We start from the raw sequence: 13,350 nt of genomic DNA on the forward strand, positions 1-13,350 counted from the left end.
TCGCCGATATATTTATATACTTTAGCGTATTACTTGGGGTTAGGAATAGCATGACTCAACGTCACACTACCGACCGTCGCGAGCGGTTTGTTCGCCGGTACGACTACGAGGATGGGACCGTCGTCGCGGCGGACCTAGACGCGGCCGACGACGACGTACACGTCGACACCCTCGACGGGTCGGCGATCGTGGTCATCGACCGGGGGGACGGCGAGGAGGAGTTCGAGTTCGCGCTCCCCGGGCCGGCCGCAAGCGTTGACATCGAGAACGGCGTACTTACGATCCGCATCTCATGAAACTCACTGTCAAACCCCTGAAGCAGAAGGACGCTGGCCGGCGCCTCGCCGCGATCGACCGCGTCGCAGCCGAGGAACTCGACCTGTCGGGTGGCGACTACATCCGCATCGAGGGTGAGTCGACGGCGATCGCGCGCGTCTGGCCGGGCTACCCTGAGGACGACGAGACGGGCGTCGTCCGCATCGACGGCCAACTCCGGCAGGAGGCCGGCGTCGGCATCGACGACCGCGTCGTCGTCGAAGCGGCGGACGTCGAGCCTGCAGAGCGCATCACCATCGCCCTCCCCCAGCAGTTCGGTATCCGCGGGAACGTCGGCTCGATCATCCGAGACAAGCTCTCGGGTCAGCCCGTCACGCAGGGCCAGACGATCCGCTTCCCCCTCGGACTCGGGCTGATGGGCGGCGGTTCGCAGGCTGTCCCCCTGAAGATCGCGTCCACGAAGCCGTCCGGCACGGTTGTCATCACCGACTCCACGGAGGTCGACATCTCCGAGAAGCCCGCCGAACAGATCGTCGACAGCGCCGGCGGCGCGGGCGCGGAGTCGCCCGACGTGACCTACGAGGACATCGGCGGCCTCGACAGCGAACTGGAGCAGGTCCGCGAGATGATCGAGCTCCCGATGCGTCACCCGGAGCTGTTCAAACGCCTCGGCATCGAGCCGCCGAAGGGCGTCCTCCTGCACGGCCCGCCGGGCACCGGGAAGACGCTGATCGCGAAGGCCGTCGCCAACGAGATCGACGCCCACTTCCAGACCCTCTCGGGCCCCGAGATCATGTCGAAGTACTACGGGGAGTCCGAGGAGCAACTGCGCGAGGTGTTCGAGGAGGCCGCCGAGAACGCCCCCGCGATCGTCTTCATGGACGAGTTGGACTCCATCGCGCCCAAGCGCGAGGAGGCCGGTGGTGACGTGGAGCGCCGCGTCGTCGCGCAACTACTGTCGCTGATGGACGGGCTTGAGGAGCGCGGCGAGGTCGTGGTCATCGGCGCGACGAACCGCGTCGACGCCATCGACCCCGCGCTGCGTCGCGGCGGTCGCTTCGACCGCGAGATCGAGGTCGGCGTCCCGGACCGCGACGGTCGCAAGGAGATCCTCCAGGTCCACACCCGGAACATGCCGTTGGCCGACGGCATCGACATCGACGAGTACGCCGAGACGACCCACGGCTTCGTCGGCGCCGACCTCGAGAGCCTCGCGAAAGAGGCCGGCATGAACGCGCTGCGGCGCATCCGCCCGCAGATCGACCTCGAGGACGACGAGATCGACGCCGAGGTGCTGGAGTCGATCCAGGTGACCGGCGCCGACATGAAGGAGGCGCTCAAGGGCATCGAGCCGTCCGCGCTCCGCGAGGTGTTCGTCGAGGTCCCCGACGTGACCTGGGAGGACGTCGGTGGGCTGGAGGGCACCAAAGAGCGCCTCCGTGAGACGATCCAGTGGCCACTCGACTACCCCGAGGTGTTCGAGGCGATGGACATGGAGTCCGCCAAGGGCGTGCTCATGTACGGCCCGCCCGGGACGGGGAAGACCCTGCTCGCGAAGGCCGTCGCCAACGAGTCTGAGTCCAACTTCATCTCCGTGAAGGGGCCGGAACTGCTGAACAAGTACGTGGGCGAGTCCGAGAAGGGCGTCCGCGAGATCTTCAGCAAGGCCCGCGAGAACGCGCCGACCGTCATCTTCTTCGACGAGATCGACGCGATCGCGACCGAGCGCGGCCGCAACTCTAGCGACTCGGGCGTCTCCGAGCGCGTCGTCTCACAGCTCCTGACGGAGCTCGACGGACTGGAGACGCTGGAGGACGTGGTCGTCATCGCGACGACGAACCGCCCGGACCTCATCGACAACGCACTCCTGCGCCCGGGACGGCTCGACCGTCACGTGCACGTGCCCGTCCCCGACGAGGACGGTCGCCGTCGGATCTTCGCGGTCCACACCGAGCACAAGCCGCTGGCCGACGACGTCGACCTCGAACGCCTTGCGCGCAAGACGAAGGGGTACGTCGGCGCCGACATCGAGGCGGTGTGCCGCGAGGCGTCGATGAACGCGACCCGGGAGTTCATCCAGTCGGTGTCGCCCGAGGAGATGAACGAGTCCGTCGGCAACGTCCGCGTCACGATGGCGCACTTCGAGGAGGCGCTGGAAGAGGTGAACCCCTCGGTCACCGAGGAGACGAAGCAGCGCTACGAGGAGATCGAACAGCGCTTCCAGAACCGCGAGGCGCGTGAGGAACAGGAGACGGAACTGGGCCGCACGTTCCAGTAACTCGCCGGGAGGGAGCGCGCTCCTCGCCGGTCTCACCTCTTCTACCCGCACTCCTCGGTTTTCTCCCTCGCCAGTCGTACGATTCCACGTTTGAGAGAGTCGACACGGGGGATTTGTGCATCGGCACCGTACGTCACGTCATGACAGAAGCCGACGCGGAGCAACGGAGGGACACGGACGCAGCAGCCGTCGACGGCGACCCGTCGGGGTGGCGGTCGTTGCCGCGGCGGATCGGACCGGACACGGCGGCGATGGCCATCGGCGGCGCGGGCCTGCTCGGCGGCCTCCGGGCGATCCGACGCGGCGACCGCGTCCGGGGGTTGCTCGGCGTCGCGGTCGGGGCCGCGCTCCTCCGGGCGGGCATCGCCCGCCGCCGCGCGCGCAGTCGCTTGGACGAGTCGTCCAGCGACAGTGTCGACGAGACTGACGCCGACGCGGTCGAGGTCGACGTGGCCGAGACGGGACGCGTCAGCGGGACCGACGACGCCGACGAGGCTGGCACCGACGCGGTCGCCGCGGTCGCGGAGGTACCACCTGAGGTCGACGAACGGGCCGACGCCGCGACCGCCGATCCCGTGGTGGCGCTGGCGGACGCCGACCAACTGGGCGCGGCCGCCTTCGACGCCCGGAGTCACGAGGTCCCGGTGCCGCAGCGGGCGTTCAACCAGGGGTTCCTGGCCCACTCGGCTGAGGCGTTCTGGGGAGTCGACGACGGCGACGGTGCCGTCGTGGTGTCGAAGGACTACGACGCCGTCGAGGGGCGCGACGGGGTGCACTACGTCGCCAGCACCGAGATCGGCGCCGACGTTCGCGAACTGCCGATCCCGGACACCGTCCTCGACCACTGGGACGCGGTGTACGGCGGCGGCACCGCCGTCGGCGGTGGCGACGACATCCTGTTCGTCACGACCGACGACCTGACCGACGCCGGCCTCCTGCGCGTCCTCCCCGCGGCGTGGGCTGAGGACACGACTGCGTAAGGGGCGTCACAGCGTGTGCGGGAGCACAGTGGGCGGGACGGCGCGTGATCACTCGCGCGTCAGTCCGCCGCGGGCCTTGATCTGCATGATCCGTCGCACGTTCAGGTAGATCTCCTCTGGCGACGTGTCCTCGTCCGGGTCGTACAGGTCCGAGACACGGTAGAGGATCGCAGAGAGCTGTTTCGACTCGCTCGACTCGCCGCGCACGTCCTCGGCGACCGCCCGGAGGAACTCGCGGGTGTCGTCCTCGGCGGCGAACTCGGCGGCCGAGTCTGGCGCGAGCTGCCAGTCGGCGTCGTCGTCTTCCCGGAGGTCTTCGGGGAGTCGGGCGTCCTCGTCGTCGCTCATACCCGGTGTTCGACGGCCCCGCGGCTAAGCACTTTCCGACTGCGTCAGACACTCGTGAAAACTGGTGTGGTCGCGGTGGCCGCCAGCCCCGTGATCGGCGCTACTGCGGTGGGGTGTCTCGCTGTGCGCGCCGGCTGATCGCCCGCCGTTGGACGACACCCACGTTGTTGGCGACGTTCTCCGTGACGAGCTTGAACGCGTCGCCGACTTGTCCCGACTCCTCGTCGAGCACGACCGGTGCGCCGCCGTCGCCACCCTTCCTGACAGCCGGGTCCAGCGGGACGCCGCCGAGGAACGGGAGGTCGTTGTCGGCGGCGAACTGCTTGCCCCCGCCCTTCCCGAAGATGTCGTGTTCGTTGCCGCAGTCGGGGCAGACGAACCCGGACATGTTCTCGACGATGCCGAGCACGTTCGTGTCGTGTTTGCCGAACATCCGGAGCCCCTTGTTCGCGTCGTCGAGGGCGACCTCCTCGGGCGTGGTGACGATGACGGCGCCCGTGAGCGGGAGCGTCTGCAGGATGGTGAGCTGCGTGTCGCCGGTGCCCGGCGGGAGGTCGAGCACGAGGTAGTCGAGCGCGCCCCACTCGACGTCCTCGACGAGTTGGGTGAGCAGTTTGTGCACCATCGGGCCGCGCCAGATGACGGGGTCGTCCTCGCCGACGAGGAACGCCATGCTCATCAGCTTCATTCCGTACTTCTGTGGCGGCACGATGGTCTCCTGTTCGGTCGCGCGCGGCGCCTCCTCGGCGTCGACCATCCGCGGCACGTTCGGGCCGTACACGTCGGCGTCGAACAGGCCGACGCGCGCGCCCAACTGCGAGAGGCCGGCGGCGAGGTTCACCGCGACCGTCGACTTTCCGACGCCGCCCTTCCCGGAGGCGACGGCGATGACGTTCTTCACGTTCGGGAGCACCTCCTCGTCTGCAGACAGTCCCGTGTCGACCGACGCGGAGATGTCGAGCGCGTAGTCGGCGTCCGCGAGCGCGTCGCGAACGTCTTCTGCGATCCCCGTCTCGTGGGGCGCGTACGGCGCACCGAGCGCCAGCGACACCCGGATCACGCCCTCCTCGTCGTCGACCTGGACCGCGTTCACCAGGCCGAGCGACACGATGTCCTCGCCGAGGTCGGGGTCCTCGACGCCGGCGAGTCGCTCGCGTACGGCGGCTTCGTCCATGTCTCCGCGTCGGCGAGCGCCCCGAATAAGGGTTTCCCACGGCCTGGTCCACAGGTCGGCGTCGTGTGACCGATGTATCAAACGAGATACGTCCCACGTAACCTGCAACAGTTACATTTTGTCCAATCCGTCCCACAAGTTCAAGTGCTCACGAAGGAAGGACACTACATAATGCCGACACCGCTGGTCGACGACTTCGGGCGGGAGGTAACGGGGGTTCGCGTCTCGCTCACCGACCGGTGTAACTTCGACTGCGTCTACTGCCACAACGAGGGGCTCGGGGACACCCGTGGCCCGATGGACGCACAGGACGACGAGATGGCGACCGACGACGTGGTCCGGTTCCTGGAGGTCGCCGCCGAGTTCGGCGTCGACGCCGTGAAGTTCACCGGCGGCGAGCCGATGCTCCGAGACGACCTCGAAGAGATCATCCGGCGGACGCCCGACTCGATGGAGACGTCGATGACGACCAACGGCACGTTCCTGCCCGGTCGCGCCGAGGCGCTCGTCGAGGCTGGACTCGACCGCGTCAACGTCTCGCAGGACGCGCTCGACCCGGAGGCGTTCGCTGAGATCACCAAGTCCGGCGCCTACGAGAAGGTGATCGAGGGGGTACAGGCCGCGCTGGACGCGGGACTCGACCCCGTGAAGCTCAACATGGTCGTGTTCGAGCACACCGCCGGCTACGTCGAGGGGATGGTCGAACACGTGGCCGAGAACGACGGCCTCCAACTCCAACTCATCGAGTACATGCCCGAGTTGACGGGCCGCCCGGAGTGGAACATCGACATCCAGCGCGTCCACGACTGGCTCGCCGACCTCGCCGTGCGCGTCGAGCACCGCGAGATGCACGACCGCAAGCGCTACTACATCGCCGGCGACGACGGCGGCGAGGGGATGGTCGAAATCGTCGACCCCGTCGAGAACGCCGGCTTCTGCGCCAACTGCGGGCGCGTGCGCGTCACCCACGAGGGGTACCTCAAGGGCTGTCTCAACCGCAACGACGACCTGAAGCCGATGGGCGAGATGTCCAAGCCGGAGATCCGTGAGGCGTTCCAGGAGGTCGTCGCCGACCGCGTGCCGTACTACGGCGAGTACCTCGTCCAGAACGAGCGCGGCGAGTACGAGATCAACGAGGAGTACATCGGCGCCTGAGTCGGCCCCGATCCCACAGCCACTCGGTCGGTCGGTGGTGTGCGACACCACCACATCGGACGCGTGGAACGCACCATTTATACGCGCCACAGGAGAAGACGTGCGCACGACTATGCCGAGTTCGAACGGACCCCTTCACGGTACTCGTGGAAAGCTGTCGAACGACCCCCGCGACCGCGGGACCTCCCCGCCACAGCGCGCAATCGCCGAGTTCGACGAGGGCCAGAAGGTCCACCTCAACATCGACCCGTCGGTTCCCGACGGCCGGTTCCACCCGCGCTTCAACGGCCACACGGGCACCGTCAAGGGCAAGCAGGGCGCCGCGTTCAAAGTCGAGATCGTCGACGGCAGCAAGGCCAAGACGATCATCGTCAAGCCCGCGCACCTGAAGGCCCAGACCGAGTGACGCGATGACGATCTTCAAGGAGAAGCTGAGCGAGGAGTACCTCACCGTCTCGCAGGCGAAGGAGCTGCTCGGGAAGGTCGAGGCCGAGCGCGCCACCGACGAGGACCGCGAGATGCGCTACGAGTTGGCGCGCGCGGTCGACCACGTCAACCGCTTCGCGTTCCTCGACCCCGACGAGTCGCTCGAACTCGTCGAGGAGCTGCTGGAGCTGGAGAAGGTGGACGAGCCGCAGGCGTACAAAATCGCCGACCTCCTGCCCCGCGATCGCACGGAGGTCCGTGCGGTGTACGCCCAGGAGCGATACGCGCTCGACGGCGACGAACTCGACGCGATCCTCGACGTCGTCGCCAAGTACGCGTAACGGGGCCCGCCGCGGGACCCCCGCCCGTCGACTCGGCCACCTCGCTGTCGCCGTCTTCAGAAGTCGGCGACGGCGACGATCCTTTATCACCACCGACGACCTATCGGCGGGCATGAACGACGAGCACGATCCGGGAGCAGCGGACAGTCCGCCGGACGACACCGACGCCCGCGTCGTCAACGCGTACATCCTGGAGTACCTCCCCCACGGACGTGCCGACGACGACCGCCCGCAGCACCGCCGTCCGGCGGTCGCGTACGGCCTCGGCGAGCGCGATTTCCGGCTGTTCGAGTTCGAACTCACCGACGACGCCGAGTTCGGTATCGACGACCTCGTCCAGATCGAACCGGAGACGGCACCTGGGATCAAGCGCGCGCGACGCGTCGACTACGACGACCTCAACCGCGGCGCCAGCCAGGAACTGGAGTACGTCGTCGAGGAGATCGTCGAGTCGAACGAGCGACGCTTCGTCGACTTCTACAACCAGGCGGAGCCGATCACCCTGCGCCTCCACCAGTTGAACCTCCTCCCGGGGATCGGGAAGAAGCTCCGCAACAACGTCCTCGAGGCTCGCAAGCGCGGGCCGTTCGAGACGTTCGAGGACGTGAGCGAGCGCGTCTCCGGACTGCACGACCCCAAGCAGACGCTCGTCGAGCGCGTCATGGAGGAGTTGCGCGACGACGACCTGAAGTACCGGATCTTCGTCGGCGTGGACGCGCCGACGGCGAACAAGACCTGAGCGGTCGGCGATTTTCCGGACGCAGGGCGTGGTCGCCACCGCCTCGCTCGCGCCCGTGACCGGGTATGGACGGGTTTACAGCCGTCGACCGCGAACGGCGGGCAATGACCGACGCTGCCTCCGAGTTCCGCGATCCGGACGACCTCCGGCGGCGCGCGGGCGTGCGCGGCGACCCAGACCGCGACCAGCACTTCCTCGTGGACGACCGCGTGCTCGACCGCCTGCCGGGCTACCTGCCCGAGGACGCCGACCGCTCGCACCTGCTCGAGATCGGCGGCGGGACGGGCGCGCTCACCGACCGCCTGCTGGCCGCCGGCGACCACGTCACGGTGGTCGAGCGCGACCGCGACCTGGCGGCGTTCCTCCGCGAGGAGTTCGCCGACGAGGTCGACGCGGGTGCCCTCGACATCGTCGCCGGCGACGCACTCGACGTCGAGTTACCCGACTTCTCGGCGTCGGTGTCGAACCTCCCGTACGGCGTCTCTTCGGAGGTGACGTTCCGCCTCCTCCCGCTGGGGAAGCCGCTCGTGTTGATGTTCCAGGCGGAGTTCGCCGACCGGATGGTCGCGGATCCGGGCACCTCCGAGTACGGTCGCCTCTCGGTGTCGACGCAGCACTACGCCGACGTCGAGGTCGTCGAGCGCATCCCGCCGGAGGCGTTCGACCCGCAGCCGCGCGTCGACAGCGCGGTCGTCCGGTGTGTGCCTCGCGACCCCGACTACGAGGTCGACGACGAGGCGTTCTTCCTCCGGTTCGTGAAGGCGCTGTTCACCCAGCGCCGCAAGACCGTCCGCAACGCGATCCGCAACACCGCCCACATCTCGGGGCTCGCGGACGCGGACGCTGTCGTCGACGCCGCCGACGAGGCGCTGTTGTCGAAGCGTCCGGGTGATCTGCCGCCCGCCGAGTTCGCGGCGCTGGCGGAGTTGGCCGCCGACACGAGCGAGGTCGGCCCCGGACAGTGATCCAGTCCGGGGGTGCGGCGGAGCCGAGTCCGATCGTCGAGGCGCTGTCGGCGGTCGTCGACGCGATCCAGGCGGCGACTCCGACGCCCGAGTTGCGGGTCGTCGCGTCGCTGGTCGCGGTGATCGTGCTCGCGGCCGTCGTCGTCGCCGTCCGACAGTTCGGGCCGTGGCTCAAGGCGCGGACCGACGACCGCGACCTCACCATCGAGTCGCTGCGGGCGGTCGTGGTCACCGTCACCGTCGTGCTGTTCGGTCTCTCCCTCGTCGTCGTCTGGCGTGGCGTCGGGTTGGCCGTCGGCGTCCTCCCGACCGACACGGTCACCGGCAGAGCCGTCGTCCGCACGGTGCTGACGGTCGCCATCCTCGTGTTCGCGACGGTGGCGACTCGACTGACCAAGCGTGGGATCCGCGACTTCGGTCGGCGCAACGGAGCGCTGTCTGACCACCAGACGGAGATCACTCACCACGTCGTCCAGGTCGGCGTGTACGCGGTCGCGCTGCTCGTCGTGTTCACCGTCTGGGGCGTCAACCCCGGCAACCTCCTCGTCGGCGCGGGGTTCGCGGGCATCGTCCTCGGTCTCGCCGCCCGACAGACGCTCGGGGCCGTGCTGGCGGGGTTCGTCGTGCTGTTCTCGCGTCCGTTCGAGTTGGGCGACTGGGTCGTGATCGGCGACCAGGAGGGCGTCGTCACCGACATCACCATCGTCAACACCCAGATCCGGACGTTCGACGAGGAGTACGTGATGATCCCCAACGACGTGGTCACCGACACAGAAGTCGTGAACCGCTCGCGCAAGGGTCGCCTCCGCCTCAACCTCGACGTCGGCGTCGACTACGCCACCGACGTGGACCGCGCCGCCGAAATCGCCGAGGAGGCGATGCGCGGCCACGACCTCGTGCTCGCACAGCCTGACCCCCACGTCGTGCTCACGGGGTTCGGCGACTCCTCCGTCGGCCTCCGCCTGCGCTTCTACATCGACAACCCCAGCGCTCGAAAGATGTGGAAGGCGCGCACGCGGGTCACGCTCGCGGTGAAGGAGGCGTTCGACGAGGCGGGGATCAAGATCCCGTTCCCACAGCGCGAATTGTCGGGGCGCGCCGAGACCGCCGGCTTCCGCGTCGCCGGCGGCGAGGGCCGCCAGACTGCGCGCGGGTCGGCCGCGAACACGCAGACAGACGGCGGGGGCCACGGGGGCGACGATGCCTGAGGAGACGCCGCCGTCAGACGAGGCTGACGACACGAGCACGCGCGACTCGCTGGCTGCGCGGCGCGGCCTCGACGCGCCCGTGTACGCGCCCGCGGAGGATTCGGGCCTCCTCGCCGAGGCCGCAGTCGAACACGCCCGCGGCGTGACGCTGGAGGTCGGCACCGGATCTGGCTGGGTGGCCGAGAAGGTGCTCAGCGAGTCCGACGCGACGCGGGTGCTCGGCAGCGACGTGAACCCACACGCGACGCGGCGCGCCCGCGACCGCGGTGTGGAGGCGATGTGCGCGGATCTGCTGACGCCGTTCCGCGAGGACGCGCTCGACACGGTGCTGTTCAACCCGCCGTACCTCCCGACCGACCCGGACAACGAGTGGGACGACTGGCAGGAGGCGGCGCTGTCGGGCGGCGAGTCGGGTCGCGAACTCATCGAACCGTTCCTCGACGACTTGCCCCGCGTGCTCGCGCCCGACGGCGTCGCGCTGCTGTTGGTGTCCTCGCTCACCGGCTTCGCCGACGTGGTCGAGTACGCCGTGGACGCCGGGTTCCACGCGGAGACGGTCGCCGAGGAGTCGTACCCGTTCGAGACGCTGTCGATCCTCGCACTCCGCCGCCGCGCGTGAGTGCACCTTAGATAACTGTGGGACATTAGCACGAACGGGAACTATTATGCGTCGGCATTTCGTAGCCGTGAGTGATGACCGACGTAGTCGCCACCACACCGGGGCTGTACCCACTCCCGGACTGGGCGAAAGGCGAACTCTCCGACCTGAAGGGCCACCAGAAACACGACCTCATCGACGGCGCCGAGGGCGCGGCGGTGACGGACGTGTACGACGACGTGCGCGCCGAACTCGTCGCCGACCAGCGCGAGGCCGGCCTCGACCGCGTCGTCGAGGGCCAGGGCCGCTGGGACGACATGCTCGCGCACCCGCTCACCGTCCACGACGCCGTTGAGACGGGCGGCATCGTCCGCTACTACGACAACAACAACTTCTACCGCGACCCGCGCGTCGTCGACGACCTCACGCCGTCGGGCGACGTGGCCGCGGAACTGACCGCGGCGAGCGACCTGCTCGGCGACGACGCACTGCAGGCGGTCCTGCCGGGGCCGTACACGCTCGCGGACCTGGCGACCGACGAGCACTACGGTGACGAGGCCGAGTTCCTCGACGCCGTCGGCGAGTTCCTCGCCGGCGAGGTGGAGGCGTTCCCCGCCCACGATACGCTGTTCCTCCTCGAGCCGTCGTACGTGACGAACACGCCCGGTGACGACCTGAACGAACTCGCCAGCGAGACCATCGACCGCGTCGCCGCGGCGACGGACGCCGACGTCGTCGTGCAGACGTACTGGGACGCGTTCGAGGAGAAGGCGTACGCGCACCTGATGGACGCCGACATCGACGCCGTCGGCTTCGACTTCGTCGCCGCCGACCGCGCGGCGAACCTGGAGTGCATCAACGAACTCGGCACGACCGACGACATCGCACTCGGCCTCGTCGACGGGCAGAACACGCTCGTCGAAGGCGCCGAGACGGTCGCCGAGCGCGTCGACTGGGTTCACGACCAGATCCCCGCACAGACGTTCGACACGACGTACGTGACGCCCAACACCGAGACGTTCTACCTGCCCGTGAACAAGCACAAGGCCAAGTTGTCCGTGCTCGCGGAGGCCGCAGACATCGCCGCCGCCGAGGAGGTGGAGGCGTGAGCCGCAACCCCGCGAACCGCGAGCAGTTCCGCCCGGAGGGCCACGAACACGACCACTTCCTGCTGACGACCGTCGTCGGGTCGTACCCGAAGCCGAAGTGGCTGAATCGTGCGCGCGACCTGTTCGAGGACGAGGACCACGACTTCGGCGAGGCCGAGTGGACCGAGGCGACCGACGACGCCTGTCGCGTCATCACCCACGAGCACGAGCGTGCGGGCCTCGACACGGTCGTCGACGGCGAGATGCGCCGCGAGGAGATGGTCGAGTTCTTCGCCGAGCGCATCGACGGCTACGAGTTCAACGGGCCGGTGAAGGTGTGGGGCCACAACTACTTCGACAAGCCGTCGGTCGTCGAGGACGTCGAGTACGACGAACCGTGGCTCGTCGACGAGTTCGAGTTCGCCGCCGACGTGGCTAGCCGTCCGGTGAAGGTGCCGATCACCGGCCCGTACACGCTGGCCAACTGGGCGTTCAACGAGTCGTACGAGGACGACGAGGCGCTGGCGTACGACCTGGCGGACCTCGTGAACGAGGAGATCGAGAAACTCGTCGAGGCAGGCGCGCGCTACATCCAGATCGACGAGCCCGCGCTGGCGACGACGCCGGACGACCACGCCATCGTCGGCGAGTGTCTCGAACGCATCGTCGCGGACATCCCCGACGAAGTGCGCATCGGCCTCCACGTCTGTTACGGCGACTACTCGCGCGTCTACCCGGAGATCAACGACTACCCGATCGACGAGTTCGACGTGGAACTGTGCAACGACGACTACGAGCAGATCGAGACGTTCGCGGACGGCGAGTTCGCGCCCGACCTCGCGCTCGGCGTCGTCGACGCCCACGTCGCCGAGGTGGAGTCCGTCGAGGAGATCAAAGAGAACATTCTGCAGGGCCTGAAGGTCGTGCCCCCGGAGAAGCTCACCGTCAGCCCCGACTGCGGGCTGAAGCTCCTCCCGCGCGAGGCCGCCTACGGCAAGATGGAGAACTTGGTGCAGGCCGCCCGCGAGGTGGAGCAAGAACTGGACGAGGGCACCATCGACGTGCCCGCTATCGGCGACGCGGCGCCGGCGGACGACTGACTGCGGCGACGGCCCGGGGCGCCGTGCGCGCGGGCCTGACGCCCGTCGCGGCGTCGGCGACCCGGTAACGAAAACTCTCCTTTGTGTATACGTCCCATTTATTGACATCACGCCGGTATCGGTGGTTGGGACATGAAGCCCTCCACCAGCAGTCGACTCGTTACTGTCGCGATAGTACTACTCGCCGTCACCGGCGTCGCCGGAACGGTCGCCGCCGACGCCGACGGGTCGCTCACCACGATGAACGAGACCGTCCGCGTCCACGCCGTCGAGAACGCGACCATCGAGGGGTCGGCGGATCTGTCCGCCGGAACGACAGTTTCGGTCAGGATCCAGTCCACCGATGACACCTCTCCGCAGTTCTTCAAGAGCGCCGACGCGACCGTCGGCGAGGACGGGACGTTCGCCGCCGAGTTCGACCTCGCGGATCTGGCCCCCGGAGACTCCTTCAGCGTGACCGTCGCCACCGATACCTCGACCGTCGCCGAGGCCGAGGGGGCGGTCGTCGCCGCCGACGAACCGGTCACGCCGACCGCGACGGCGACCGAGACGACCGGCCCTGGGTTGGGTCCGGTCGCGGCAGTGTCGGCGCTGGCGGCCGCCGCCGCGGCGGCTCACCGCCGGTCGTGAGCTGAGCCGACCATAGGTTATCGTACCGACGCCGAAAACACCCA

The 13,350-nt window shown here is 68.4% G+C and carries 15 protein-coding genes; 13 read left to right on the forward strand and 2 right to left on the reverse strand.

All coding sequences use genetic code 11. From position 1 onward, the window contains the following. Window positions 1-50 precede the first annotated feature (50 nt). The 3 genes from P0R32_RS09745 (at window position 51) to P0R32_RS09755 (ending at window position 3,534) form a co-directional block, all read left to right on the forward strand. Entirely contained in the window at window positions 51-296 is a 246-nt protein-coding gene (locus P0R32_RS09745) for a DUF7127 family protein (protein ID WP_276236766.1), read from the forward strand. Continuing rightward, on the forward strand, window positions 293-2,554 hold the full coding sequence (locus tag P0R32_RS09750) for a CDC48 family AAA ATPase (protein ID WP_276236767.1): 2,262 nt from the start codon (window positions 293-295) through the stop codon (window positions 2,552-2,554). Before P0R32_RS09745 ends, P0R32_RS09750 begins: the two co-directional genes overlap by 4 nt. Window positions 2,555-2,694: 140 nt before the next feature. Then, window positions 2,695-3,534 (forward strand): hypothetical protein, encoded by an 840-nt coding sequence (locus P0R32_RS09755; protein WP_276236768.1) that lies wholly within the window; start codon window positions 2,695-2,697, stop codon window positions 3,532-3,534. 48 nt (window positions 3,535-3,582) lie between these two features. On the opposite strand, the gene P0R32_RS09760 is transcribed toward P0R32_RS09755, so the two are convergent. Together P0R32_RS09760 and P0R32_RS09765 are read right to left on the reverse strand one after the other, a co-directional pair. Beyond that, on the reverse strand, window positions 3,583-3,882 hold the full coding sequence (locus P0R32_RS09760; protein ID WP_276236769.1) for a DUF7976 family protein: 300 nt from the start codon (window positions 3,880-3,882) through the stop codon (window positions 3,583-3,585). A 100-nt stretch (window positions 3,883-3,982) separates the two neighbouring features. Continuing rightward, complete coding sequence (locus tag P0R32_RS09765; RefSeq protein ID WP_276236770.1) at window positions 3,983-5,056, reverse strand: Mrp/NBP35 family ATP-binding protein; 1,074 nt, start codon at window positions 5,054-5,056, stop codon at window positions 3,983-3,985. 171 nt (window positions 5,057-5,227) lie between these two features. Here P0R32_RS09765 and moaA point away from each other — a divergent pair, with 171 nt between their 5' ends. The 10 genes from moaA to P0R32_RS09815 all read left to right on the forward strand — a co-directional run bounded on the left by moaA (window position 5,228) and on the right by P0R32_RS09815 (window position 13,306). Further along, entirely contained in the window at window positions 5,228-6,211 is a 984-nt protein-coding gene (gene moaA / locus P0R32_RS09770) for a GTP 3',8-cyclase MoaA (RefSeq protein WP_276236771.1), read from the forward strand. Window positions 6,212-6,323: 112 nt separating this feature from the next. Beyond that, on the forward strand, window positions 6,324-6,617 hold the full coding sequence (locus P0R32_RS09775; RefSeq protein WP_276236772.1) for a 50S ribosomal protein L21e: 294 nt from the start codon (window positions 6,324-6,326) through the stop codon (window positions 6,615-6,617). Window positions 6,618-6,621: 4 nt separating this feature from the next. Beyond that, window positions 6,622-6,978, forward strand: a complete 357-nt coding sequence (locus P0R32_RS09780; RefSeq protein ID WP_276236773.1) for an RNA polymerase Rpb4 family protein — start codon at window positions 6,622-6,624, stop codon at window positions 6,976-6,978. Between the two features lie 112 nt (window positions 6,979-7,090). Beyond that, window positions 7,091-7,717 carry a DUF655 domain-containing protein gene (locus tag P0R32_RS09785; protein WP_276236774.1) on the forward strand — a complete coding sequence of 209 codons (627 nt, stop codon included), beginning with the start codon at window positions 7,091-7,093 and terminating at the stop codon, window positions 7,715-7,717. A 104-nt stretch (window positions 7,718-7,821) separates the two neighbouring features. Further along, window positions 7,822-8,682, forward strand: a complete 861-nt coding sequence (locus P0R32_RS09790; protein ID WP_276236776.1) for a 16S ribosomal RNA methyltransferase A — start codon at window positions 7,822-7,824, stop codon at window positions 8,680-8,682. Next, window positions 8,679-9,890, forward strand: a complete 1,212-nt coding sequence (locus P0R32_RS09795) for a mechanosensitive ion channel family protein (protein WP_276236777.1) — start codon at window positions 8,679-8,681, stop codon at window positions 9,888-9,890. The genes P0R32_RS09790 and P0R32_RS09795 overlap by 4 nt, the downstream gene beginning before the upstream one ends. Then, window positions 9,883-10,509 carry a HemK2/MTQ2 family protein methyltransferase gene (locus P0R32_RS09800; RefSeq protein ID WP_276236778.1) on the forward strand — a complete coding sequence of 209 codons (627 nt, stop codon included), beginning with the start codon at window positions 9,883-9,885 and terminating at the stop codon, window positions 10,507-10,509. Before P0R32_RS09795 ends, P0R32_RS09800 begins: the two co-directional genes overlap by 8 nt. A 74-nt stretch (window positions 10,510-10,583) precedes the next feature. Further along, on the forward strand, window positions 10,584-11,597 hold the full coding sequence (locus P0R32_RS09805) for a 5-methyltetrahydropteroyltriglutamate--homocysteine methyltransferase (protein ID WP_276236779.1): 1,014 nt from the start codon (window positions 10,584-10,586) through the stop codon (window positions 11,595-11,597). Beyond that, window positions 11,594-12,676, forward strand: a complete 1,083-nt coding sequence (locus tag P0R32_RS09810) for a methionine synthase (RefSeq protein WP_276236780.1) — start codon at window positions 11,594-11,596, stop codon at window positions 12,674-12,676. The genes P0R32_RS09805 and P0R32_RS09810 overlap by 4 nt, the downstream gene beginning before the upstream one ends. A gap of 132 nt (window positions 12,677-12,808) precedes the next feature. Next, a complete protein-coding gene (locus P0R32_RS09815; protein ID WP_276236781.1) occupies window positions 12,809-13,306 on the forward strand; it encodes a BGTF surface domain-containing protein in 498 nt (165 codons plus the stop codon). Window positions 13,307-13,350: the final 44 nt, after the last annotated feature.

Origin of the sequence: Halobaculum marinum, from assembly GCF_029338555.1 — an archaeon.
GTDB classification, from domain to species: Archaea; Halobacteriota; Halobacteria; order Halobacteriales; family Haloferacaceae; genus Halobaculum; species Halobaculum marinum.